The sequence below is a fragment of the [Clostridium] aminophilum DSM 10710 genome, assembly GCF_000711825.1.
Taxonomy (GTDB): domain Bacteria; phylum Bacillota; class Clostridia; order Lachnospirales; family Lachnospiraceae; genus Clostridium_R; species Clostridium_R aminophilum.
Window position 1 is genome coordinate 298,498 of record NZ_JONJ01000001.1, and the last position, 21,787, is coordinate 320,284.

19 protein-coding genes are annotated in these 21,787 nt (G+C 52.5%); 3 read left to right on the top strand and 16 right to left on the bottom strand.

Annotation, left to right across the window (positions count from 1 at the left end; all coding sequences use genetic code 11):
- Positions 1–78: 78 nt before the first annotated feature.
- The 8 genes from BR86_RS0101330 to BR86_RS0101365 all read right to left on the bottom strand — a co-directional run bounded on the left by BR86_RS0101330 (position 79) and on the right by BR86_RS0101365 (position 9,706).
- A complete protein-coding gene (locus BR86_RS0101330) occupies positions 79–810 on the bottom strand; it encodes a ComF family protein (RefSeq protein ID WP_031471215.1) in 732 nt (243 codons plus the stop codon).
- Positions 811–1,000: 190 nt separating this feature from the next.
- A complete protein-coding gene (gene recD2 / locus BR86_RS0101335) occupies positions 1,001–3,253 on the bottom strand; it encodes an SF1B family DNA helicase RecD2 (protein ID WP_031471216.1) in 2,253 nt (750 codons plus the stop codon).
- Between the two features lie 138 nt (positions 3,254–3,391).
- The gene (mreB, locus tag BR86_RS0101340) at positions 3,392–4,405 is read right to left on the bottom strand and encodes a rod shape-determining protein (RefSeq protein WP_031471217.1); all 1,014 of its coding nucleotides are present in this window, start codon (positions 4,403–4,405) and stop codon (positions 3,392–3,394) included.
- A gap of 383 nt (positions 4,406–4,788) precedes the next feature.
- Positions 4,789–5,361: a folate family ECF transporter S component gene (locus BR86_RS0101345; RefSeq protein ID WP_038287418.1), complete on the bottom strand. Its 573-nt coding sequence runs from the start codon at positions 5,359–5,361 to the stop codon at positions 4,789–4,791.
- A gap of 161 nt (positions 5,362–5,522) precedes the next feature.
- Positions 5,523–7,199: a formate--tetrahydrofolate ligase gene (locus BR86_RS0101350; RefSeq protein WP_031471219.1), complete on the bottom strand. Its 1,677-nt coding sequence runs from the start codon at positions 7,197–7,199 to the stop codon at positions 5,523–5,525.
- Between the two features lie 183 nt (positions 7,200–7,382).
- Entirely contained in the window at positions 7,383–8,024 is a 642-nt protein-coding gene (locus BR86_RS0101355) for a cyclodeaminase/cyclohydrolase family protein (RefSeq protein WP_031471220.1), read from the bottom strand.
- Between the two features lie 2 nt (positions 8,025–8,026).
- Positions 8,027–8,977, bottom strand: a complete 951-nt coding sequence (gene ftcD / locus BR86_RS0101360) for a glutamate formimidoyltransferase (protein WP_031471221.1) — start codon at positions 8,975–8,977, stop codon at positions 8,027–8,029.
- Positions 8,978–9,016: 39 nt separating this feature from the next.
- Positions 9,017–9,706: a HutD family protein gene (locus BR86_RS0101365; RefSeq protein ID WP_081843956.1), complete on the bottom strand. Its 690-nt coding sequence runs from the start codon at positions 9,704–9,706 to the stop codon at positions 9,017–9,019.
- A gap of 260 nt (positions 9,707–9,966) precedes the next feature.
- Between BR86_RS0101365 and BR86_RS0101370 the strand changes: the two genes are divergently transcribed.
- Together BR86_RS0101370 and BR86_RS0101375 are read left to right on the top strand one after the other, a co-directional pair.
- Positions 9,967–10,410: an Lrp/AsnC family transcriptional regulator gene (locus BR86_RS0101370; RefSeq protein WP_031471223.1), complete on the top strand. Its 444-nt coding sequence runs from the start codon at positions 9,967–9,969 to the stop codon at positions 10,408–10,410.
- Positions 10,411–10,676: 266 nt separating this feature from the next.
- The gene (locus BR86_RS0101375) at positions 10,677–11,519 is read left to right on the top strand and encodes a histidine racemase CntK family protein (protein WP_031471224.1); all 843 of its coding nucleotides are present in this window, start codon (positions 10,677–10,679) and stop codon (positions 11,517–11,519) included.
- Positions 11,520–11,525: 6 nt separating this feature from the next.
- On the opposite strand, the gene BR86_RS14940 is transcribed toward BR86_RS0101375, so the two are convergent.
- The 4 genes from BR86_RS14940 to BR86_RS14945 all read right to left on the bottom strand — a co-directional run bounded on the left by BR86_RS14940 (position 11,526) and on the right by BR86_RS14945 (position 15,112).
- Positions 11,526–12,152 (bottom strand): hypothetical protein, encoded by a 627-nt coding sequence (locus tag BR86_RS14940; protein WP_031471225.1) that lies wholly within the window; start codon positions 12,150–12,152, stop codon positions 11,526–11,528.
- A 36-nt stretch (positions 12,153–12,188) separates the two neighbouring features.
- Positions 12,189–13,010 (bottom strand): sugar phosphate isomerase/epimerase family protein, encoded by an 822-nt coding sequence (locus tag BR86_RS0101385; RefSeq protein WP_031471226.1) that lies wholly within the window; start codon positions 13,008–13,010, stop codon positions 12,189–12,191.
- The gene (locus BR86_RS0101390; RefSeq protein WP_031471227.1) at positions 13,007–14,194 is read right to left on the bottom strand and encodes a Gfo/Idh/MocA family protein; all 1,188 of its coding nucleotides are present in this window, start codon (positions 14,192–14,194) and stop codon (positions 13,007–13,009) included. Before BR86_RS0101390 ends, BR86_RS0101385 begins: the two co-directional genes overlap by 4 nt.
- A gap of 264 nt (positions 14,195–14,458) precedes the next feature.
- Positions 14,459–15,112, bottom strand: coding sequence for a hypothetical protein (locus BR86_RS14945; RefSeq protein WP_031471228.1), 654 nt, complete (start codon positions 15,110–15,112; stop codon positions 14,459–14,461).
- Positions 15,113–15,577: 465 nt separating this feature from the next.
- Here BR86_RS14945 and BR86_RS0101400 point away from each other — a divergent pair, with 465 nt between their 5' ends.
- Positions 15,578–16,471: a LysR family transcriptional regulator gene (locus BR86_RS0101400; protein WP_038287423.1), complete on the top strand. Its 894-nt coding sequence runs from the start codon at positions 15,578–15,580 to the stop codon at positions 16,469–16,471.
- Here the strand turns inward: BR86_RS0101400 and BR86_RS0101405 are convergent.
- The 4 genes from BR86_RS0101405 to nhaC all read right to left on the bottom strand — a co-directional run bounded on the left by BR86_RS0101405 (position 16,437) and on the right by nhaC (position 21,665).
- The gene (locus tag BR86_RS0101405) at positions 16,437–17,105 is read right to left on the bottom strand and encodes a zinc ribbon domain-containing protein (RefSeq protein ID WP_031471230.1); all 669 of its coding nucleotides are present in this window, start codon (positions 17,103–17,105) and stop codon (positions 16,437–16,439) included. The two genes, BR86_RS0101400 and BR86_RS0101405, sit on opposite strands and share 35 nt — an antisense overlap.
- Positions 17,106–17,226: 121 nt before the next feature.
- On the bottom strand, positions 17,227–19,020 hold the full coding sequence (locus BR86_RS0101410; protein ID WP_031471231.1) for an MATE family efflux transporter: 1,794 nt from the start codon (positions 19,018–19,020) through the stop codon (positions 17,227–17,229).
- 343 nt (positions 19,021–19,363) lie between these two features.
- Positions 19,364–19,912: a hypothetical protein gene (locus BR86_RS0101415; protein ID WP_031471232.1), complete on the bottom strand. Its 549-nt coding sequence runs from the start codon at positions 19,910–19,912 to the stop codon at positions 19,364–19,366.
- 193 nt (positions 19,913–20,105) lie between these two features.
- Complete coding sequence (gene nhaC, locus BR86_RS0101420) at positions 20,106–21,665, bottom strand: Na+/H+ antiporter NhaC (protein WP_031471233.1); 1,560 nt, start codon at positions 21,663–21,665, stop codon at positions 20,106–20,108.
- Positions 21,666–21,787 lie beyond the last annotated feature (122 nt).

Below are 21,787 nucleotides of genomic sequence, written 5' to 3' on the forward strand. Positions count from 1 at the left end.
CTCTGTCATCATCTGTTGCCATGCATTCAGCGCCGTTCCGCGCATCCCGTGATCCCGCGGATCACGCTAATAATTCTATCACGTTCCATGTCCGATTCCTATCGTAAAGAACCATGCTTTTTCAAATCCCGCATGATGCAGAACCCGGCAGCACGCCTCCACCGTCGCGCCGGTCGTATAGATGTCATCCACGATCAGAATTCGCTGCACACCGTGGCGCTGCATGGCCTTCGCGAGCACCGGATCAGCGGAAAATGCCGCCGTCAGGTTTTTCAGCCGCTCACTCGGCGTAAGATTCTTATTCGGAACCGTCTTCCGGCTTCGCCGAAGAAGCTCCGTTTCCACCGGAATCCCCAGCCGCTTTCCCAGCCGGTCCGCCAGTAGTTCCGCCTGATTGAACCCCCGCTTCCGGAGTCTCGCCGGATGGACCGGGACCGGAATCAGCACATCCGGCCGGATCTCCCGGATTCGTCTTCCGCACCGCCTTGCCGCCTCATCCGCATAATAATCCAGATACTCCCGCTTGTTGTGATATTTGATCCGCGCGATGGAATCGGCCGCCGGCCCCTCATAATTCAGCAGAGAAATCCCCGCCTCAAAGGACCTGGTGCGCCGCAGGCAGTCCCCGCAGTACTCCCGGTCCGGGTCTTCCAGTGTCTTGCCGCATTTCTTGCAGCATGGCTCATGGACAAACGAGATCACCGACCGGCATTCGGGGCATATGAGTTCGCCCCTCGGACGCACAATGTCATCACAGATCGGACATCGCCGCGGAAATACCAGACCTGTCAGTTCTTCCCTCCAGTTCATGCCGCTCCTTTCCGCGGCGTTCTCTCCCGCCGCATTCCCGGCTTATCCGGTTCACTCTTTGCCCGGTTCGCGTTTCACCCTGCGCGCCATCTTCCCCGTGACGTCCTGCCGTGTTCACGGATGTCCTGTTCTCGCGCTGCCCGGTTCACGCATTATCTTTTCCCGTTTTACCCCGTTTCGCCTTCCGCCCTCACAGGCAGATCTCCATGATCCGGTCTTTCAGGCCGGAATACCGCTTCTGCTCCATCGCATTCTCCGCCATGGAGGCAAATGCATCCGGAAGTCCGACGATGCAAACGCAGGATTTCGCTCTTGTCACTGCCGTGTATATCAGATTCCTCGTCATCAGAACGCGCGGTCCCGACAGCACCGGAACGACCACCGCCGGGTACTCGCTTCCCTGTGACTTGTGGATCGTGATCGCATAGGCATGCTCCAGCTGGTCCAGATCACCGAAGGCATATTCCACCAGATGTCCTTCATCGAATTCCACCGTGATCAGTTCCGCCGGCAGATTAATCTCCCGGACAATCCCCATATCGCCGTTGAAAATTCCGGTTCCCTCTTCGAGAATCACGCCGCCCCGGCCGCGCCGTTTCCACTCGATCTGGTAATTGTTCTTGATCTGCATGACCTTGTCGCCCTCGCGGTAAAGCACATCCCCCATCTCTTTTTCCCTTTTGTCCGGCGATGCCGGATTCAGGTACTGCTGGAAAATGCGGTTCAACCGCTCCACGCCGAGCGCCCCTTTCCGCATCGGCGTCATAATCTGGACATCATAGACGCCGCTTTTGACGTAACCTGGGAGTTTATCCCTCACAAGAGTGATCATGCAGTTGATGATCGCATTGGCGTCCGTCCGCTTCAGGAAGAGGAAGTCCTCACTCCGCTTTCCGAGATCCACCGGCTGCCCCTCATTGATCTTGTGGGCATTCACGATGATATCGCTTTTGGCCGCCTGGCGGAAAATGTGCGTCAGCCGCACAACCGGCACGCAGGCGGAGCCAATGATATCGCGCAGGACATTGCCCGGTCCGACACTCGGCAGCTGGTCGACATCGCCCACCAGAATCAGTCTCGTGCCGACGCTGACCGCCTTCAGCAGGGAATGCATGAGCGCGACGTCCACCATCGACATCTCATCGATGATAACAGCATCGGCCTCGAGAGGGTTGTCCTCATCCTTTTCAAAATGCATGGTACTCCGGCCTTCCAGCGCCTGATTGGTCCGGTCTTCCTCGTCCGGAATGCCGCTGATCTCTAAAAGGCGGTGAATGGTCTTCGCCTCCCGTCCGGTTGCCTCCGTCATCCGCTTTGCCGCGCGTCCCGTCGGCGCCGCCAGGAGAATCTTCATGTCCCCCTGTTCAAAATAACTGATGATCGCATTGATGGTTGTCGTCTTACCGGTTCCCGGTCCGCCCGTGATCACGAGAAGGCCCCTGTTTACCGCCTGAACCACCGCCTGAATCTGAAGTTCATCCAGCGTGATTCCGTCCCGTTCCTGAATGATCGCCAGATTCTTCCGGATCTCCTCCTCCGGTTCGTTTCCGGATATATTCAGATCGTGGAGCATCCCCGCGATGCCGTTTTCCATGTAATAGAACCGTGATGCATAGACCATGCGCTCCCCGTCCGGGCGGAGTTTGACCACAATCCGCTTGTCGATCTGCATATCCATCAGATGTTTGTCGATCAGGTCCACGTCAACGCCGAGAATCTCAGCCGCCTGCGCGCGCAGTTCCGACTCCGGCAGACACGTATTTCCGTTCACCGAAGCCTGCACCAGCGTGTACAGAATGCCGCTGCAGATCCGGAAATCAGAATCCACGGCGATGCCGGCCTTCGCCGCGATCTCATCCGCCATGCGGAACCCCACACCGCTGATATCATCGGCGAGCTTATACGGATTCTTCTGCAGAACCGTGTAAACCATCGGGCCGTATTCTTTATAGATCTTCACCGCGAGATTCATGGAAATGCCGTATCCCTGCAGGAACATCATGGCCTGCCGCATTTCCTTTTTCTCCTCGACCTGATCGGAGATCTCCATCGCCATCCGCTCGCTGATGCCTTTGATCTCCGCGAGACGCTCCGGCTCTTCCTCCATGATCCGGAACGTATCCTGCCTGAATTTTTTAACGATACGCTTGGCAAGCGCCGCTCCGATCCCCTTGATCGCGCCGGACGCCAGATACTTTTCCATCGAGACCGTATCTTCCGGCGCCAGGATCTCGTAGTGTTCCACCTGAAGCTGTTCGCCGTATACCGGATGCACGGTCATCGAACCGGAAGCGTCGATCATCTCGCCTTCCGACAGATAGGAAAATGTCCCCACAAGAATATATTCTTCCCCGTCATCCGCTCCGGATACGCTCATGACCGTATATCCGTTCTCTTCATTCCGGAACTTAATCTTTTCGATGTAACCCTTCACCTGCGCCATGTCTTCTCCCATCTTTCCCGGGACTGCCTCCCAAAAGACAAACGAAGGGAAAATGTCTCCGTCTACGCCAGACCTCTTGTAAAAGGTCCGGCAAAGGGGACATTTTCCCTGAAAATTACAATTTATCAGATGTTACGATCAAAACTCTCTCTTGGAGTGCGGATCGCCGTGGAGGAACTCGATATACTTTCCGGTTCCGATCGCAACCGCTGTCAGCGGATCGTCGGCGATCATCGTATTGATGCCCGTCTTCTCAAAGATCAGCTGATCCAGACCGTTCAGGAGAGATCCGCCGCCCGTCATCACAATGCCTCGTTCAAAGATATCAGCCGCAAGCTCCGGCGGAGTTCTCTCAAGGACATTGTGTACCGCATCGACAATCTGCATTGCCGGCTCACTCAGCGCCTCCAGCGTCTCGTCGGAGGTAACCATGATCGTCTTCGGAAGACCGGTGACAAGGTTTCTTCCGCGAACCTCCATCGTGATCACTTCCGGTCTGCGGAATGCCGCACCGATATTAATCTTGATCTCCTCCGCGGTTCTCTCACCGATCAGAAGGTTGTGTTTCTTTCTCATATAGCGCACAAGCGCCTCGTCGAAATCGTCTCCGGCCACTTTGATGGAAGTGCTGACTACCGTGCCGCCGAGGGAGATGACCGCGATATCGCTGGTACCGCCTCCGATGTCGACGATCATGTTTCCGCATGCCTTCGCGATGTCGATTCCGGCACCGATCGCAGCGGCAACCGGCTCCTCGATGATCGATACGTCACGCGCACCTGCCTGATAGGTCGCATCCTCAACAGCCTTTCTCTCGACCTCGGTCGCATTGCTCGGAATGCAGACACAGATTCTCGGCTTGCGGAGCGTTCTCTTTCCGACCGACTTGGTGATGAAATACTTCATCATCTTCTCGGTTACCGTGTAATCCGAAATAACGCCCTTCCGCAGCGGACGAACCGCTACGATATTGCCCGGTGTTCTTCCGATCATCAGGCGGGCCTCTTCACCGATCGCCATGATCTTGTTGGTCTCGCGATCGATCGCCACAACGGACGGCTCTTTCAGTACAACGCCCTTACCCTTAATATATACAAGAATGCTGGCGGTGCCCAGGTCAATTCCGATATCATTGGACATCATCTTTCTCATCCTCCTAAACGAAAACAAATATACATGAACGCTGTTTTTCCGCGTTTACTATAATATTTCACAGACTAAACCGAATATATTATAAACTCTTGCCATCGCTTTTTAAAGAAGAAATTTCACCGAAAGCCCCGTAAATGCTTAAAAATTCATTACAATACGGCCCTCAGGCGGCCTTCCGCCTCCCGCTCCACTCCCAGGCAGTGAACCTGACACCATCAGCTCGCCGACACCGGTCACCGCAAGCCGTCTGTATCGTCCGGCGTCATTTTTACGGCAGTAACACGCGAGCGGGGGACCGGACGAACCGGTCCCCCGCAATGCAGGAAATATTAGAATTCTTTCTTATCTCTCCGGCGGCTGTCCCCCGACGGAGTTTCACAGAGTTACGCCTTGTCTCCGTTCCCCCAGCCGTTCTGGGCAAGCATCCGTCTTGTCGCGGTCAGAACCGTGAAGATCAGGATGGTGTGCACCGGAAGCTGGACCAGATTCGAGATGATTCTGGACGGAAGAAGGGCAATGATGGCTTTGTTATAGAGCATATTCAGCCAGATGCTGTTCAGTCCCACATTGACAAAGATCTTGACAATCAGGTTGGCGATCAGAACTCTCGGAATCGTGATCTTGTGCTTATAGAACGCGTATCCGTAGATCAGGCCGCCCATCGCTGCGCTGACGGTAAATCCCGGAAAGAACGGTCCGTCCGGATTCACCATCCATTTCAACACATCGACAACAGCGCCAAAGATTGCTCCTACTGCCGGTCCGAACATCATATCAATCACACGGTTCGGGACGCCGGAGATTCCAACCTTGATGTACGGGCCGATGTGGATTGTCGCCACGCTTCCAAGAACAATCGCCAGAGCGATCATCAGGCCGCAGATGACTACATTTCTCACCTGTCTCAGCTCACGGATCGAGCGAATCCATGTGAGGCTCACACTTTGTGTTCCCATCTTGGTTCCTCCTAAATCATAAACAGATCAAAGTCCGCAGCGGAACTTTGGTCCCCTCTTCTCTCAATTCGAGGGACAAACTATGTTTCCGTCCGGCAATGGTCCGCCGGACGGGATCGCGCGATAAACGCGATAACTCAGATAACTTACTTCGTATGAGATCAGAACAGTCCGGTAATCTTACCCTCGTCGTCTACATCGATATTCTCTGCAGCCGGTACCTTCGGCAGACCCGGCATGGTCATGATGTCGCCGGTCTTTGCTACCAGGAAGCCTGCACCTGCGGAAACCTTTACCTCGCGGATGGTGATCTTGAAGTCTCTCGGAGCGCCGGTCAGGTTCTTGTTGTCGGAGAAGCTGAACTGTGTCTTAGCCATGCAGATCGGCATCTTGTCAAAGCCAAGTTCGGTCAGTCTCTGGATCTGCTTCTTTGCCTCAGCGGTAAAGGTTACGCCGGCTCCTCTGTAGATCTTTGTAACGATATCCTTAACCTTGTCCTCAATGCTCTCGTCCAGATCATATGCGAACTGGAAGTGGTTGTTTGCGGTATCCTCGCAGAGTCTTACAACCTCTTTTGCAAGTTCCACGCCGCCGTCGCCGCCTTTGCCCCATACTTCGGACAGGCAAACATTTACGCCGAGTTCCTTGCACTTATCCTCGATCAGCTTGAGCTCTTCCTCGGAATCGAACGGGAAACGGTTGATGGCAACCACTGCCGGAAGACCGAATACCTTTGTCACGTTCTCCACGTGCTGCAGAAGGTTCGGAAGTCCCTTCTCCAGAGCTTCGAGGTTCGGAGTGTTGAGATCTGCCTTTGCAACGCCTCCGTGATGCTTCAGAGCGCGAACGGTTGCAACGATAACAACCGCATCCGGCTTAAGTCCTGTCATTCTGCACTTGATGTCGCAGAACTTCTCTGCGCCGAGGTCTGCACCGAATCCTGCCTCGGTAACCGCGTAATCATTGAGCTTTAATGCCAGCTTGGTTGCCAGAACGGAGTTGCAGCCGTGGGCAATATTTGCGAACGGGCCGCCGTGAATGAAGGCCGGTGTGTGCTCCAGTGTCTGAACCAGGTTCGGCTTCAGAGCATCCTTCAGAAGAGCTGCCATAGCGCCCTGTGCGTGAAGATCGCCTGCGGTAACCGGCTCGTTGTCTACGTTGTAGCCGATGATCATCTTGGAGAGTCTTTCCTTCAGATCGTGAATGTCGGTTGCAAGGCAGAAGATCGCCATGATCTCACTTGCAACAGTGATGTCGAATCCATCCTCGCGCACACGTCCGTCGGTTCTCTTGCCGAGACCGTTGATGACGTTGCGGAGCTGACGGTCATTCATATCGACAACTCTCTTCCATGTGATGCGCTTCGGATCGATGCGGAGAGCATTGCCCTGGAAAATGTGGTTGTCGATCATTGCAGCCAAAAGGTTGTTTGCTGCGCCGATTGCGTGGAAATCGCCGGTGAAATGAAGGTTGATCTCCTCCATCGGAACGACCTGTGCATAACCGCCGCCTGCTGCGCCGCCTTTTACGCCGAATACCGGTCCAAGGCTCGGCTCACGGAGAGCAGCCGCTACCGTCTTGCCGATCTTGTGAAGGCCGTCTGCCAGACCAACGGATGTGGTGGTCTTTCCCTCGCCGGCCGGCGTCGGAGTGATGGCGGTAACCAGAACCAGCTTGCCATCCGGCTTATCCTTCAGATCCTTCAGAAGATTGTAGCTGATCTTTGCCTTGTCGGTGCCGTACTGCTCGATATACTTGTCATCGATTCCTTCGTTGTGCGCGATCTCGGTGATGTTTAACGGTGTCGCTTCCTGTGCGATTTCGATATCTGTCTTCATATACGTTTCCCCTCTTCTTTGCTTTCTTCCAATGTTGTCTATTTTAACGTCCGTCCTTCCTCCCCGGAATCCGCCGCGCCCCCACACAGCGATGAATTTATCTCCGGAGGCGGAGCGGAACCCGTTTCTTCCTCGCATTCCGCCCGTCTTCCGGAATGTCCGTCCGGACCGTCATGTACTGTCTTAATAGAGTTTGTCAGAAAGATCGCTCATTCCGAGGATCTTCTTCTCCTCTTCAATGGCTGTCTTCTCTAACTTCTCAATCTTTGCGGTGTACTCTGCGACAAATGCCTCATCCTTGATGGAACCGAGGTTGATCTTGACATTCAGCAGCGCGCCGATGACTGCGGTTCTCGCCATCATCGCGGATACCAGGCCGTCGGTTACCGCATTGGTGTTGCCCTTTGCGACAACTGCCTCAGAGATCTCGAAGATCTTTGCAGCGGTCTCTGCGCATTCCATCGGAACCTTTGCAGCGGCCTTCAGACCTTCCTGCATCTTTGCCTTTCTGGCCTCTTTCTGCTCCTCGGTGTCCTTCGGCATACCGATGGCTTCCATGTAAATGTTGAAGGAAGAGCTGTCCTTGTCGATGTCCTCAATGAGCTCTTTGCGAAGGGCATCTGCCTTCTGCGCAAGAACCTTCATTTCTTCCTCAACTGCCTCATATTTCTTCTTGCCGACAGTCAGATTGGCAACCATTCCTGCCAGAGCTGCCGCCAGAGCGCCCGCATTGGCGGAAACGCTGCCGCCGCCCGGTGCCGGTGCATCGGAAGCGGTCAGATCCGCAAATCCCTCTACTGTCATATCCTTTAAAAGTTCAGCCATGATTAGTTCTCCTCTTCCTCGTCCTCAAGCAGCCAGTTCTCCATGATCTGCTTCTGCGGATCGAACTTCATCGGTCCGAAGCAGCAAGCCTGCAGATAATATGCAGCGCAGTCGATCAGGCACTCCATCGGAACTACGCCGACGATCTCACTCTCGATGACATTTACGCCATAACGTCTTGCTTCCATCTTGACTGCCTCGAATGCGCGATAAACGGCAGTCTTCTGATAGTTTACTAAATTCATGGATACCTGCGCAACCGTCGGTCTGCCGGTATAGTGATCGTTCAGTTCTACGCCGATTGCCTTGATGAAATGATATCCGCCGCGGATGTTCTTCACTGCGTTGGCGATCGCATTTGCAATCTCCATGTTGTCGGTGTCAAGGTTGATGTTAAATGCGATCAGCGGCATTCTTGCGCCGATGGCAACAACACCTGCGGTCGGATGGATGTGATCCGGTCCGAAATCCGGTGTCCACAGTTCCTTATCCTGCATCTTCTCAGCCATGCCCTCGAACTGGCCCTTACGGATCTTTGCAAGGTTCTGACGGTGCGGAGCGCTTGCGGAATCCTCATACAGGAATACCGGAACGCCGTACTTCTCGCCGACTTCTTTTCCGAGCTCTTTTGCGATGGCATCTGCCTCTTCTACGGTAGTATTGCGGCACGGGATAAACGGTACAACATCGACAGCGCCCATTCTCGGATGCTGACCCTCATGATGAGTCAGATCGATCTCTGCTACAGCAACGCCGAAGGAATCGAGAACCGCGTTCTTCAGAGCTTCCGGCTCGCCGACAGCGGTGATAACGCAGCGGTTATGGTTTGCGTCTGTCTGGCAGTCCAGAAGTCTTACGCCCTTTCTGTTCTTGAAGCAGGCAGCAATCTTTGCAACCTTCTCCATGTCGCGGCCTTCACTGTAATTCGGTACTGTCTCAAGTAACTTCTTCATGATCTCCTCCTAAAACTTTCTTATATGTAATAAAAATATTTATTGCTCCATTTTCTTTTTCAGAGCTTCCATATCTTTTTTGACCTGCGCCTCTGCTTCCTCTTCGCTCCGCGGAATGTAGTGAACCGCTGCGGCAACCGCCAGCGTGCTCTCCGCGGCACTGGCCTGCCAGCTTGTCTCACGGAAGTTTCCGGAAAGCCGTAAGGTGTCGCCGCACTCAATCCTGTGCTCTTTGTCGTCTTCATCCTTCACAGTCAGTTTTCCGCGATAGCAGTAAACCATCACCTCATCCGGCGCCGGAACATCCTGCACCAGCATGCTGAACAGATCGACGGACTCACCGGGCTGCATGCGCAGCGGAACGACCGTTCCCTCACAGACGCCCTTTCGGAGCATCAGGTTAAAGTCGGTTACCTTTCCGATGCTTACCGTCTTATCCCCGCCGTCAAACCGGTGCGGCGTAAACTCCGGAAGATCGATCATCCGCTCCCCGTTATGAGAGAGACTGATGTCGCCGCTCAGCGTCATAATGATCCGATTGTAATCCGGAAGACTGGTGAACTCGCTTTCCTCGACATCCACCGTAGCAGAACTGAGTCTCCAGAGAAAATCCCGGTCCGCATATTCGCTTCCCTTCGGCGCAATGCCGATCTCTGTCGTTTTTCCTCCGCTCCAGTCTGTTGTCTTGTAATCGTCTCGGTGGACAACCTGTGAAATGTAGAATGCCATCGATTCTTTCCCTCCCTCAGCCGGCTTTTCCGTCCGGCCGTTCTTTATGGTGCTATTATATTCTTTCGAATTGTCAGAATACATGGTTTTCGTTTTGCAAACTACACCGATCGCTGAACAAATGAAAGCAGAAAGTTCCGTTGTCTTTACAAATTTTATTTACCTTTTTGACGAATATGAGTTAAAATAGAGAAGTATATTTCACCGTGCCGGCAAATACCGCGCCGCGGTGATCGCACGGAAAGGCAGTTCAAATCATCATGGATAAGACCGACATCAAAATCATCAATATTCTTCAGCATGACTGCAAAACCCCGACCCGCGAAATCGGACGTCTCGTCGGTCTGACCGCTCCGGCGGTTTCCGAGCGGATCAGCAGACTCCGCGATACCGGCGTCATCGAGGGATTTCACGCCCAGATCGATGACTCCAAACTCGGAACCGGCATCAATGCCTTTATTCAGGTCAATGTCGCGCCGCGCGAGTATGACAATTTCTGTCTCTTCTGCGAACAGGAACCGTCGATCATCGAACATCATCACATCGTCGGCCTGAATAACGCTCTTCTGCGCATCCGTGTGCGCAACTCCAATATGCTGGACCAGCTACTCGAAAAGATCCGACATTACGGTCTTTCCAATACAGCGATCGAGCTTTCCACATACTTTAGCCGGAAAGATTTTTCGGTTGACGAGACCGAGTGATCCTGTAATACATTCCGATTCAAAGACCGCGGATTTTCCGCGGTTTTTTCATTTGCACGGCTAACTCACCAAAGCCAACTCTTGTATGAGGTTCTGGCGACTGCCGTGAAACCTTCGAAACCCGCGAAGTGTGTTTCGGCTCGTCGGGAAAGCGCTTCGCGGAATGCATATATTTTTATTTCAATCTGTAACACCATTTCCATATTCACGAATTGTATTGCCGAAAATGTATCTGTAAACAATCATCCGAAAGGAAGGTGTCCACAATGGAATTCCAGCTTCACGTCACCATGGCCGACCCGGCCGGAAACCGCACCGCGATCGTAACCGATCCGGTCTCCCCAAAGTACTATGCTCCCATCGGCGCTGCGCTGTTAAAGCTCCCGGAACTGAAGGCTGAGCAGGCGGGTTTTCAGACAAAACCGTCCCACGGCGGCGAAGTCCGGCTGGAGATGAGCGGCGGTGAATTCTGCGGAAATGCGACGCGAAGCATCGGATATTTCTATGCAATAAAAAACGGCCGGAAACCAGGCGATATGGTTTCGGCCGAGGTTTCCGGCAGTACAGATCTGCTGAATGTGCGGATTGACAAAGACGGCGCATGGTGCGCCATGCCCCTTCCGCTCCGGATCGCCCGTCTGGCAGTCCGGAATCCCGATTATAATCCGGGCGACCCGAGAAGCAAAAACATCCTGAATCTACCCTTTGTTGTGCTAGACGGCATCAGCCACGCAATCCTCTACAAGCGCCAGTGCACCCCGCAGCTCGCGGACGCGGTCATCGACACGATCCGTGACCGGACCAATGCCGCTGCAGGGGGCGCCATTTTTCTGGATGATGTCCAGCACTCCATGACGCCTTATGTCTGGGTCCGCTCCACCGGTACCCGCGTATGGGAGAGCAGCTGCGGCAGCGGAACACTCGCGTCCGTCATCTGGCTGGCCCGCAATCTGAAAAGCGGTCTCTACCGGCTGGAGCTCCGCCAGCCGGGCGGAAGTCTCCTCGCGGAAGTGGAAAAAGAGTACGGTCATGTCTGCGCCGGCCGGATCGGCGGGCCGATCACACTCGAAGAGGAAAAAGTCTATACGGTGACGACCGCGGACGACTGACCGCGGTTACCGCACCTCGATCACAAGAAACACAGACCGTGTAATGCTGCGATACCGGTGCCACGGATAAGTCCCGTTCTTATCCCACATGGTGTCATGGACACCCCCGCTGATCATCGGAAGGGTTGCGTACACCGTTTCCGGATCATTCTCACGGAGCAGATCCATCGCCCCGGCGCCGGCAATCTGCACATGCAGTTCTCTCAGCGGCACTTCATGTTCCCGGTGAATTCCGGATGAAAATCCCGGTTCCGCCACCAGCACAAAATTGGCGCGCACATTGTCCATGACCGCCTTCGGGGATTTATAGAACGGTACGCCCCGCTGTTTCTCGTCATGCGTCAGTTCCCAGTTGGACTTCCATATGCTCCGGATGCTGTCCAGTGTTTTCAGATCATCCGGATCTATTGTATCAGCTCCCAGAATCAGGATGGCATTTCCCGGCACGGATATGCACGCATCCCTCACTTTCAGCGCGCGGAAAGGAGCAATGGAATATTCTCCTTCCACGCAGACCGGCTGATTTTCGCTCACATTTACCAGAATCCCGGTTCCGTTCACCCGGAATTCCTCTTCCTTCCAGATATGATGAACCTCAAAAAACGGTTCTCCAAATGACATTTTTTCTATCATAACCTGCTTTTCTCCGTTTCCTGCACCGGAATGCTTTTACCGGAATACCTTTCTCAAATACGCAATACCCTCTCTGGAACACTGAAAGCTGGTGGGACAGGGTCTTGCCTCGATGCTGACCCATTTGTCATATCCCGCATCTTTCAGCGTCTTTGCCGCTTCATGGAAATCGAAGTGCCGGTCATCCGGCAGTCTTCTCTCGATGTCCGAAACATGAAACAGCACCAGTTTGCTCAATGATCGCCGGATCGCGGCCGGAACATCCGGGTCCTCCAGAATCATATGGTAGGTATCCCCGTTATACAGAAGCCAGTCGGAATGAAACTTTTCCAGAAAAGTCATCGTCCTTTCCGTACTGCAGAACACGTCCCCGTCGTTCCGGTTAATCTGTTCCATGACCATGGGCGCCTGAATGTTCTCCGCATATTCCAGAACGCGGGACACACTGTCGGTCAAAATGTCCTCGTATTCCTCATCGCTCTGTCCTTCCGCTTTTCTTCCGCGGAGATATCCGATCAGAATCTGGGAATCCAGTTCTTTTGCCAGATCCAGCTGCCGCCACAGCCGTTCCACGGTGGCCTGCCGTATTTTTTTATCCGGATGTACCATGCTCATGCCTTCGTAGAGATATGCAAGACCGGTGGTCACAGCGGAGCAGTGAATCCCGTGATCATCCAGTGTCTTTCGAAGCTCCTTCGCCTGGTAGAAAGATGGATCCTGAATCTGCAGTTCAATGCCGTCAAATCCAAGCTGTTCCGCTACAATGGCACATTCCTCATAGCTGTTGCCGCGAAGCGGAAATGGTGTCTGCACGGGAAGCGGGCGGTCCACCGCGCAGACGCTGAATTTCATACTCATTTCATTTCCTCCAGTTCGATTCTTCTTCCCTCTTCGGAAGAGCGGAATGCGGCATAGATGACGCGGATGATGTCATAAGCCAGTTCAAACGAAGTTTCCGTATCCTTTCCATACACGATGCTTTCGAGGAACGACTTCATTTCCCCGGTATATCCGCGGATGACTTCATCGCTGACAAATACGTTGTTCCATCCGGTCTTCGGCGGGGTAAGCTCTCCCCAGTAGACGTGATCCAGACCCTTGTCATCGCTGCAGTAGGTTTTCAGGAGATCGTTCTGGGTCAGATTCATCTCGAATTTCAGATCATTGCAGGAGATGGTCACCTGGTTTGCCGATCCTCCGATTACGGCATCCGTGCCGATGACATTGCACATGGAGCCGTCGGAAAATGTCAGGATCACGTTTGCGCAGTCTTCCACGTCGTTGGGATGTGCCTGAGCATACTGCTTTTCCCCTTCTTTTAACGGAACCTTACTGATCTGTCCCATTTCCGCCATCACACTCTTGACGCGGATCTTTTCTCCCCGGGCCTTCGCCTCCACCTGCTTTAAATACAGCATCGTCGAAAGGATGTGGATTCCGTTTCTCATCATGGTACCGCCGCCGAAGTTCTTCCACTCCCCGGCAGCTGCGCTGGTGGATCCGATGATGGATTCAATTCCGTTCATGAACATGATCTTGCTGTTCTTCGCCCGCAAGATCTCCGCAGCTTTCTGAACCGGAGTCGCATATACAAAATCTTCCGCGTAGAAGAATTTCGCGTCGCTCTCGTCGATCGCCTTTTTCAGCTCGCCCAGCTGGCCGTCCATTTCCTCCCACATTTCTTTTTTGGAAATGGTTCTTCCGATGTTATCGCTTCCATCCCCGAAGAAACCGGTGACCGGCTTCTCCACAATGATGTTCTTTCCCGCTTTTAAAGCCCGGATCGCGAAAGGAATGTGAAGACGGGGCGGCACCGCCAGATCGATCAGATCGATCTCCGGATCCGCAATCACATCCGCATAATCACTGCAGATCCGCTCATAACCGTACTCTTTCCGGAATTCCTCTGCCGCTGCCGGATCGACACCACAGACCGTTTTCAGGCGAATGGGAATTCCTCCGGCATTCTTATATCCATTGGCATGTAAAAATGCTCCGTATCCGTATCCGATTGTTGCAATGGTAACCGGTTTCTGACTCATAATTCTCTCCTTTGCTGATTCTTCTCTGATGTTTTCTTTATTGCTTTTTCTTTACTGCTTTATCTTTGCTTCTTACCTGAAACTTCTTCCTTTGCAGCTTTTCTTTTACTGCTTTATCTTTTGCTGCTTTATCTTTTGCTGCTTTTTCTTTTGCTGCTTTTTTCTTTTGCTGCTTTTTCTTTATGATTCTTTGTTGTTTCTTCGTTCGCTGCTTTTGATCTGCTTTCTTCTCAGCTGTGTTTTCCTGTGCTCCGCGTTCGCGTTCTATTTGCGATCCAGTTCGATCGGACAGTAGATTCCCGGGGTTACGCTCATATACTCATGCCAGGGATATTTTCCTTTTTTGTCGTACATCCTGTCATGGACGATCCCCGCCGTCATCGGCAGTTCCTGATGCACATGTTCCCGGTCATCGTAATCATAAATACGCATCATTCCGGTCCCAAGAATCTGGGCATGTACTTCATCAAAGTCTCTGTCATGATCCCTGTGCGGTCCGGATGGAACGCCACCTTTACTGACATAGCAGAAGTTGATCTCGATATGATCCCGTCCCTCTCCCGTACAGAATTTCGGTGATTTGTAATAGGGCAGACCTTTGTGCCGTTCAATCCCGGACATTTCATACAATGTCTTCCACTGCTTTTTGATGGCCTCTACGGTTTCTGCGGATGTGAGATCGCAGTGTTCAAAATCCCGAACCACCAGTGCCTTATGCAAATTGGTGATCTCCACGTCCTGCAGTATCGCCGCCTTCAGTGGGACAATCTTTCTTCCTCCCGGCAGAAGAATGTTGTTTTTTTCTCTCTCTGCCAGATTGATCACCATACTTTTCTGGTCGATCCGGCAATGGGACTCATTCTCCAGATACTCCACATGAAAGAACGGTTCCGCAAAATCCAACTGTACGATTGACATATGCTTGTCCTCCTTGATCCCAAAATACCACAGTCTCTTATGAAAGTAATTCGCAACGTTCTTATATTGACGTTAAGTATTGCTTAACATAGTGACGTCCGCAAGAGGACTTCGGCCCTCCATCCCATCCCCGCCTTCCCGAGTGTGCGCTCGCAAACCATGCTCGACGCCGGGCACCGTGAGGCGACATTTTCCGGTCAACGGCATGCGCGCTCAGCGGCCTGTGCGGTCAACGGCATGCGCGCTCAGCGGCCTGTGCGGTCAACGGCATGCGCGCTCAGCGGCCTGTGCGGTCAGCGGCATGTGCGCTCAGCGGCCTGCACACCTGCGGAGTGATATTTTGCGCCATAGGAAGTGCAAAGCGCTCTCCTATGGTATAAAATAACGGGTGAACCCCGCCTCGCGAGATTCACCCGTTATCACGGCATTCGCCGTTCCATTTGTTGTTATAAAAAGGAGAGTTCGATGGATACAGCCCGATACAAAGCCTTTCTTGCAGCCGCAAAAACCGGCAGCTTTTCCGGTGCCGCGCTGGAAATGGATTATACAACCTCTGCCGTCAGTCAGCTGATCGCCGCGCTGGAAGAAGAACTTCAGGTGCCCCTCTTCCATCGCAGCCGCACCGGCGTACGTCTGACCACCAACGGGGAACGTCTCTATCTTCCCATCCTCGGTCTGGTCCGGCAGGAAGAACGGATTTACGAGATCAGTGCAGAGATCAGCGGCCTTTTAACCGGCGAAATCCTGATCTCCGCATACCCCAGCATCTGCGCCACCTGGCTCCCTTCTCTGATCGGTGAGTTCCGCAAACGCTATCCTTCCATTCATATCCGGATTGATGACAGTATCCGTCAGCATGTGGTAGACGCTCTGAAGGAAGAAAAGGCAGACATCGGATTTTTAAGCAATCAGCACGACTTCTCCGGGGAATTCTTTCTGTTAGACCAGAATCCGATTGTCGCAGTGGTCAGCAAAAACAGCCCCTACAATTCGTTGGGATATTTTCCCCTGAAAGAGTGTGAAGTGGCACCGCTGATCCAGTCCTCCTACGGAAAAGACAAGGATCTGGACGGCATTTATTCAAAGTATCATCTTCACCCCAACATCACATTCGAAACGAGAAACTCCTACACCGCCGCGGCCATGGTCGCCAACGACATGGGTGTCTTGCTGGTAAATGAATTAAGCACACATGTATGGGATATGGACGTCAATGTGCTCCCGCTGGATCCCCCTCAGTCAATTTCTCTGGGGATGGTGATTTCGCCGACCGCAGTTTCCTCGCCCGCCGTAAAGGCCTTTGCATCCTTCGTAAAAGAAAACTTTAAGCGAGCAGAATCCCGATATTCAGAATGCTGAGAATCACTGCGCCGGCAAACAGCGCCGCCGGTATCCATTTCTTCCGGATCCGGCCCGCGTCCTCATGCAAAAGCACAGCAGCAACCTGCAGAATTATCTGAACAATGGAAAGATACAGCGCCAGCTGCTTGTGAAGCACAAGCGCGGCCAGACTGATCAGAACCGTGATTCCCATTCCGAGAAGGCTGACCTGCAAGGCCAGACTGATGGGATTGTCATCGTTTTCGGAAGAAGTATCCTTCGAGCTCTTTTCATATTTTGCAGGTTGAATTCCGGCCCGTTCCCAGTCAAACTGTTCACTGACCTCACAGACCTTTAAAAACCGTGCAAGACGGTTCATGTTTTCGTGGCTCTCTTCCTCCCGATGATACTCGAACTGTATTCCTTCTCCGGCTTTCCTGCCGGCGCCGTCACCGATCCCGTTACCGGAGAACCGGTTTCGGTCATCGAACGGCAGCCCTGCTTCGATCTTCACCGGGATTTTTTCACCGCAGACAGAACAAAACTTTTCGCCGTCGGCGATCCCCGCCCCGCATTTCGGGCAGCACCGCTCCGGGGACGCCGCCTTTGCGCCGCATTCCTGGCAATACAATGCGCCTTCCTTCAATACTGTTCCGCATTCTTTACACTTCATTTCCCGCCTGTACTTTCTGCTGTACTTTCTTCTTCCCGCTCTGCTGAGGAGCCGCTTTTTTTATTTGCAGTTCCGGCAATCAAGGCTGTCTTTCAGCTTTATGCCATCCCATTACATCGCATCAGTTCAGAACAATTGACACGATATTCATTTTGTAAACATACGTATAGGTGACTTTCTCCGCAATTTTCTGGATCATCCGGACACCGATCTTACTTTCCGGATTACTGGCAGCATCATAATCCAGCGGATCATAGGGATCGCCCAGACTCCGGATCAGAATTTCGATACTGCCCTCGTCGCTGAACACACGGATGTCAAAAAGATTTCCATCCTCATCTGCTTTTTCTTTCTTATCCTCATTCCTCTGATGCGCAATCATATCCACCGAAAGCTCTTCGGAGCTGAGTGCCGCAAGGTAAGCCATTCTCCGGCTGTGTCCATTCTTCTCGAGGTACTCCTGAATCCGACCCGAAATACCCACCGCGTTTTCATCCGTTCCACGGATCTCAAATTCAAAATGGGAGGATCGATTGAGAATATGCGGTTTCAGTCGCAGGATCCGGTCCGCTGCGGTGGGATTTTTCCAGCTTAACAACATCATTACCGGAATCATAATCACCTGTCCCACAAAAGGATTGCTGCCGAACGCCAGCCATAATCCCGGTTTTCCGAGAGCCGGGATCAGTGCCATTAGCATCAGCGGATAGATGAGGGAATCCGGAATGGACGCCATCATCAAAGAGGATCCGAACCGCTCCGTCGACTCATAAAAATTCGTCAGCACAAACTGCACCAGATACCCCACCTGGAACAGGCACACAAACATCGCACCCATCTGTATATCAGGGGTCATTTCCATGCCGAACATCCGGGATAAAGCCGGCGTTGCGGCAAAACATGCCGCACACACGATCACGGCGACGATCATTCCCATTTTCAGAGATTCCGCAACGGTTTTCCGGAGCGCGTAGGCATCACGCTGCGCATAGAAAACGCCAAACAACGGACTGGCATCATACCCCACACCGATCAGCGGCAGACGAACAATCTTTTTTATGTTGTTGACAACGGCAACAACGGAAAGAATCAGCGGTTCTCCCGGAATCAGCGTCAGAATGATGTTGTTGACCGCCGCCAGTGCGATACAGTCGATAATATTGTCGAGCGACGCCGGCAATCCGCTCTTTAAGGTATCCAGGATTTCAGACGGACGAAGCAGCAGCATTTTCAGCCTCGCATCGATATTGCGGTATTTCAGAACCGCCAATCCTCCGGCGAATTCAAGAAGTGCCGCCGTACTGCTGCCGATCCCGAGTCCTGCCATTTTCCACTCCGTCGGAAGAAGAAGGACGCTGATTACCGAAACGATGACATTGCAGATGATATTGAACAATCCAAGAAACGCCCGCTCCGTCTGATATCCCAGAACGCCGATCGTTTCACGCACGCAGCCGGAAATGGATGAAAGGAAAACCATGGGCGCGCAGAAACGCAGGTACAGAAGACTGTATCGGCAGACTGCTTCGGTTGATTTCGCTCCTCCGAAACTAAGCGTCAGTTTTTCAGAGAAAAACAGAATGACGCCGGAGAAAAACAGGCCGGAGATCGCAGCAAGAGTCAGGCCTCCCGCGAAAGCGCGCTGAAACTCCCCCTGATTGGCGCGGCCTTTTGCCCAGGTAATCCGCAGACAGGTTCCATGAACAATCGCATTCATCAATGCCAGAAACATGCCGTAGGAAGGCAGCGCAATTGCCACCGCCGCAATCGCCTCCGGCCCCATGACATTTCCCGCGATGATATTGTCCACCATATACATAAAGCCTAACATCGTCGCATAAATCAGGGTTCCCGGATACATGCGCAAGAGAGTCTTCCGGATAATCTGACTGTTGTTGGTTCTTGCCGCATCCATAGCATCCTCCTCATTCGGTTGATCAATAATTGCTAAAGTTTTTTCAAAAGCTTGAAATTTGCAAAAATTTCACTGAATATTGACCGTATTACACTTAAACTCAATGCTATACTATTATTATTTTATCATATCAGCTGTTATTTTGTTGTCTTTTTCAACCGTTCTTTTGTTATATTCTGTCGATAATCACGTACTGTTCTTCCCCTCTGCGGCATACGCATCCCACAATGCGTTTTGAATGACATCGGAAGTACGGAGCGCTTTCCCTGACATTCGATACAACAAGAGAGCCTGCTTCCGCAGGCTCTCTTGCAACATCGCCGGATCGCAAACCACTCCGCGATCACAGCTTCATATTCTTTTTTCCGGCACGGACACCGGTCTTGTAATAATCTTTTGATGCGGACTTATGTCCGGACTTTTTGTCCGCTTCGCAGACCTCAATGTGATCCGGCTGAAGCTTTGCCATCCGCATAATGCTCTGCGCATCCTCTCTCGTAAAGAAGAGGCGCTTCACACGGTCATCATTTCCTCTTTCCCGGAAATACAGAGCCACAAGCTTCGGATCATCGCGGTCTTCCCGGACCACCATATCGATGTCTTTCCACTCCAGTTTTTCATACCATGTCGTGATCCGCATCTGATAGAACGTCTCCACACCGCGCTCCGTCACAACCATATCCTTCTTCATCAGAAGAACCAGCATATACAGAAGCGCGAACAGGATGATCAGTCTGTACGGAGTCATCAGGCCGCCGACAACGAGAAAGCCGCACATCAGCCAACAGAGCGTTTTTGTCGATTCCTTTCTCGGCTTGATCTCCTGCGCGTGATATACCGGGCCGGTGGTCCCCGCCCACGGAAGTTCTTTCTTTACTCCTGGCAATGTCATAGCGTCCATAATGTTCCTTTCCACTGATCTGAAGATATTCTTACTGAAAAAGGACAGCCGGGCTTTTCAGTCCGGCTGTCCGGATATCTCACGATCAATTATACCATTTTCCGCAGATCTTTCACGGAAATTTTCAGCTGAAATGAAGTATCGCAGCGGTCTTCATGATCTTTTCCGGGATATTATCCCTGTTTTATGCAGCCGTGCCGCTCTTTGCGCCTACCGGAACCGGAGCCTTTCCTTCTGCTCTCAGTGCCTCAAGGTTCTTGATGGCAAGCTGACGAGCCTCCTCCGGGCATGCGCACGGAGTCTTCATGGTTGTCTTGCCGAGAACATTGGTGTAAGAACCATCTGCCCAGAAGATGTTTCTGCCGAGGTATGCTGTGATGGCAGCATAGATCGGGTTCAGAAGGTTAACAAATGCGAACGGGAAGTATACGAACGGATGAATTCCGAGTACACCCATCTGGTAAGCGCCGCAGCCGGTCCACGGGAACATTACTGCCCACAGAGTACCGCAGTCTTCCAGAGTTCTGGAAAGCATGTTTCTTGCAAGGCCGAGCTCATCGTACTTGTCAACGTAGAGCGGAGCCGGAACGCCGATTCCGAGGAACTGGTCGCACATGGTTGCATCACAGAACAGGGAAGTAACCATGGTTGCAAGTACAACGGAACCAACGCTGTGGAGTTTGTGCTTCAGACCGCCGAACAGTGTGTTGACGCAGCCGCATCTCTCAAGTGCGCCGCCGTAAGCAACTGCGAGGAGAACCAGGTTGATGGTCCACATCTGGTGATCCATACCGCCTCTGGAAAGAAGCTTGTCTGCAAGCTCGTTTCCTGTCTCAAAAGTTACACCATAGTGAAGAGCATCAAAGATATCTGCGATTCCGGTCTTGCCCTGGAATACTGCTGCGAAGATAACGCCGCATACTACAGAGAGTGCAATGCCGACAAGGCCCGGCATCTTCAGAACGCAGGCAGCAATGATGACGATGATCGGGATCAGAACTGCCGGATTGATGTTGAAGGACTCCGCGATTGCAGCCTGAAGACCCTTTGCGATGGTCGGATCATATCCGGAAGCATCGATGTTAAGGCCAAGGAACGCATATGCGATCAGGGCAATGATGAAAGTCGGCAGTGTGGTGGAAACCATCGCTGTTACGTGATCGAACAGGCCGGTCTCGGAAACTGCTGCTGCAAGGTTTGTCGTATCAGAAAGCAGTGAGAACTTATCGCCGACATACGCGCCGGAGATGATCATTCCTGCAGTCAGAGCCGGGTTGATTCCAAGTCCTGCTCCGATTCCGAGGAATGCGATACCCATGGTTGCGGTACATGTCCAGGAAGATCCGCATGCAAGACCTACGATTGCGCAGAGAATGCAGCCAATCGGCAGGAAGAGCTGCGGTGTCAGAAGATCCAGTCCATAGTAGATCAGGGCCGGAATAGTACCGGACATGATAAAGGATGCTACCAGGATACCTACCGTGCAGAGGATCAGAATTGCTTCCATAGAAGCGTTCAGACGATCCAGCATACCGGCAAGCATGTCTGAGAAGGAATGTCCGCAGATGCAGCCGATGATGCAGGCTACACAGATGGACACGATCAGCGGCATGTGAGCATCAGAATATCCGCTCTGTGCTACAAAGCCGTAGATCATCAGCGCCATCATGACAACGATCGGAATCAGCGATTCGATGAAATTAGGCTGCCGAACTTTTTTTTCGGTGTTTCCAGTAGAACTCATAGTAAATCCCCCTTTAATATTATTGTGCGGTTTTGTCCGCATAATAGCAGAAAGAGATTCCTGCGCCCTCTCCTCCTTCTCACCATCGGAAGAAAAGACGTTTTCCTGCTACTAAGCTCCTT

What these genes read in the sequence shown, in the direction of transcription:
- BR86_RS0101330 (WP_031471215.1), bottom strand. Translation starts at nt 810, where the DNA reads ATGAACTGGAGGGAAGAACTGACAGGTCTGGTATTTCCGCGGCGATGT.
- recD2 (WP_031471216.1), bottom strand. Translation starts at nt 3,253, where the DNA reads ATGGCGCAGGTGAAGGGTTACATCGAAAAGATTAAGTTCCGGAATGAA.
- mreB (WP_031471217.1), bottom strand. Translation starts at nt 4,405, where the DNA reads ATGAGAAAGATGATGTCCAATGATATCGGAATTGACCTGGGCACCGCC.
- BR86_RS0101345 (WP_038287418.1), bottom strand. Translation starts at nt 5,361, where the DNA reads ATGGGAACACAAAGTGTGAGCCTCACATGGATTCGCTCGATCCGTGAG.
- BR86_RS0101350 (WP_031471219.1), bottom strand. Translation starts at nt 7,199, where the DNA reads ATGAAGACAGATATCGAAATCGCACAGGAAGCGACACCGTTAAACATC.
- BR86_RS0101355 (WP_031471220.1), bottom strand. Translation starts at nt 8,024, where the DNA reads ATGGCTGAACTTTTAAAGGATATGACAGTAGAGGGATTTGCGGATCTG.
- ftcD (WP_031471221.1), bottom strand. Translation starts at nt 8,977, where the DNA reads ATGAAGAAGTTACTTGAGACAGTACCGAATTACAGTGAAGGCCGCGAC.
- BR86_RS0101365 (WP_081843956.1), bottom strand. Translation starts at nt 9,706, where the DNA reads ATGGCATTCTACATTTCACAGGTTGTCCACCGAGACGATTACAAGACA.
- BR86_RS0101370 (WP_031471223.1), top strand. Translation starts at nt 9,967, where the DNA reads ATGGATAAGACCGACATCAAAATCATCAATATTCTTCAGCATGACTGC.
- BR86_RS0101375 (WP_031471224.1), top strand. Translation starts at nt 10,677, where the DNA reads ATGGAATTCCAGCTTCACGTCACCATGGCCGACCCGGCCGGAAACCGC.
- BR86_RS14940 (WP_031471225.1), bottom strand. Translation starts at nt 12,152, where the DNA reads ATGATAGAAAAAATGTCATTTGGAGAACCGTTTTTTGAGGTTCATCAT.
- BR86_RS0101385 (WP_031471226.1), bottom strand. Translation starts at nt 13,010, where the DNA reads ATGAGTATGAAATTCAGCGTCTGCGCGGTGGACCGCCCGCTTCCCGTG.
- BR86_RS0101390 (WP_031471227.1), bottom strand. Translation starts at nt 14,194, where the DNA reads ATGAGTCAGAAACCGGTTACCATTGCAACAATCGGATACGGATACGGA.
- BR86_RS14945 (WP_031471228.1), bottom strand. Translation starts at nt 15,112, where the DNA reads ATGTCAATCGTACAGTTGGATTTTGCGGAACCGTTCTTTCATGTGGAG.
- BR86_RS0101400 (WP_038287423.1), top strand. Translation starts at nt 15,578, where the DNA reads ATGGATACAGCCCGATACAAAGCCTTTCTTGCAGCCGCAAAAACCGGC.
- BR86_RS0101405 (WP_031471230.1), bottom strand. Translation starts at nt 17,105, where the DNA reads ATGAAGTGTAAAGAATGCGGAACAGTATTGAAGGAAGGCGCATTGTAT.
- BR86_RS0101410 (WP_031471231.1), bottom strand. Translation starts at nt 19,020, where the DNA reads ATGGATGCGGCAAGAACCAACAACAGTCAGATTATCCGGAAGACTCTC.
- BR86_RS0101415 (WP_031471232.1), bottom strand. Translation starts at nt 19,912, where the DNA reads ATGACATTGCCAGGAGTAAAGAAAGAACTTCCGTGGGCGGGGACCACC.
- nhaC (WP_031471233.1), bottom strand. Translation starts at nt 21,665, where the DNA reads ATGAGTTCTACTGGAAACACCGAAAAAAAAGTTCGGCAGCCTAATTTC.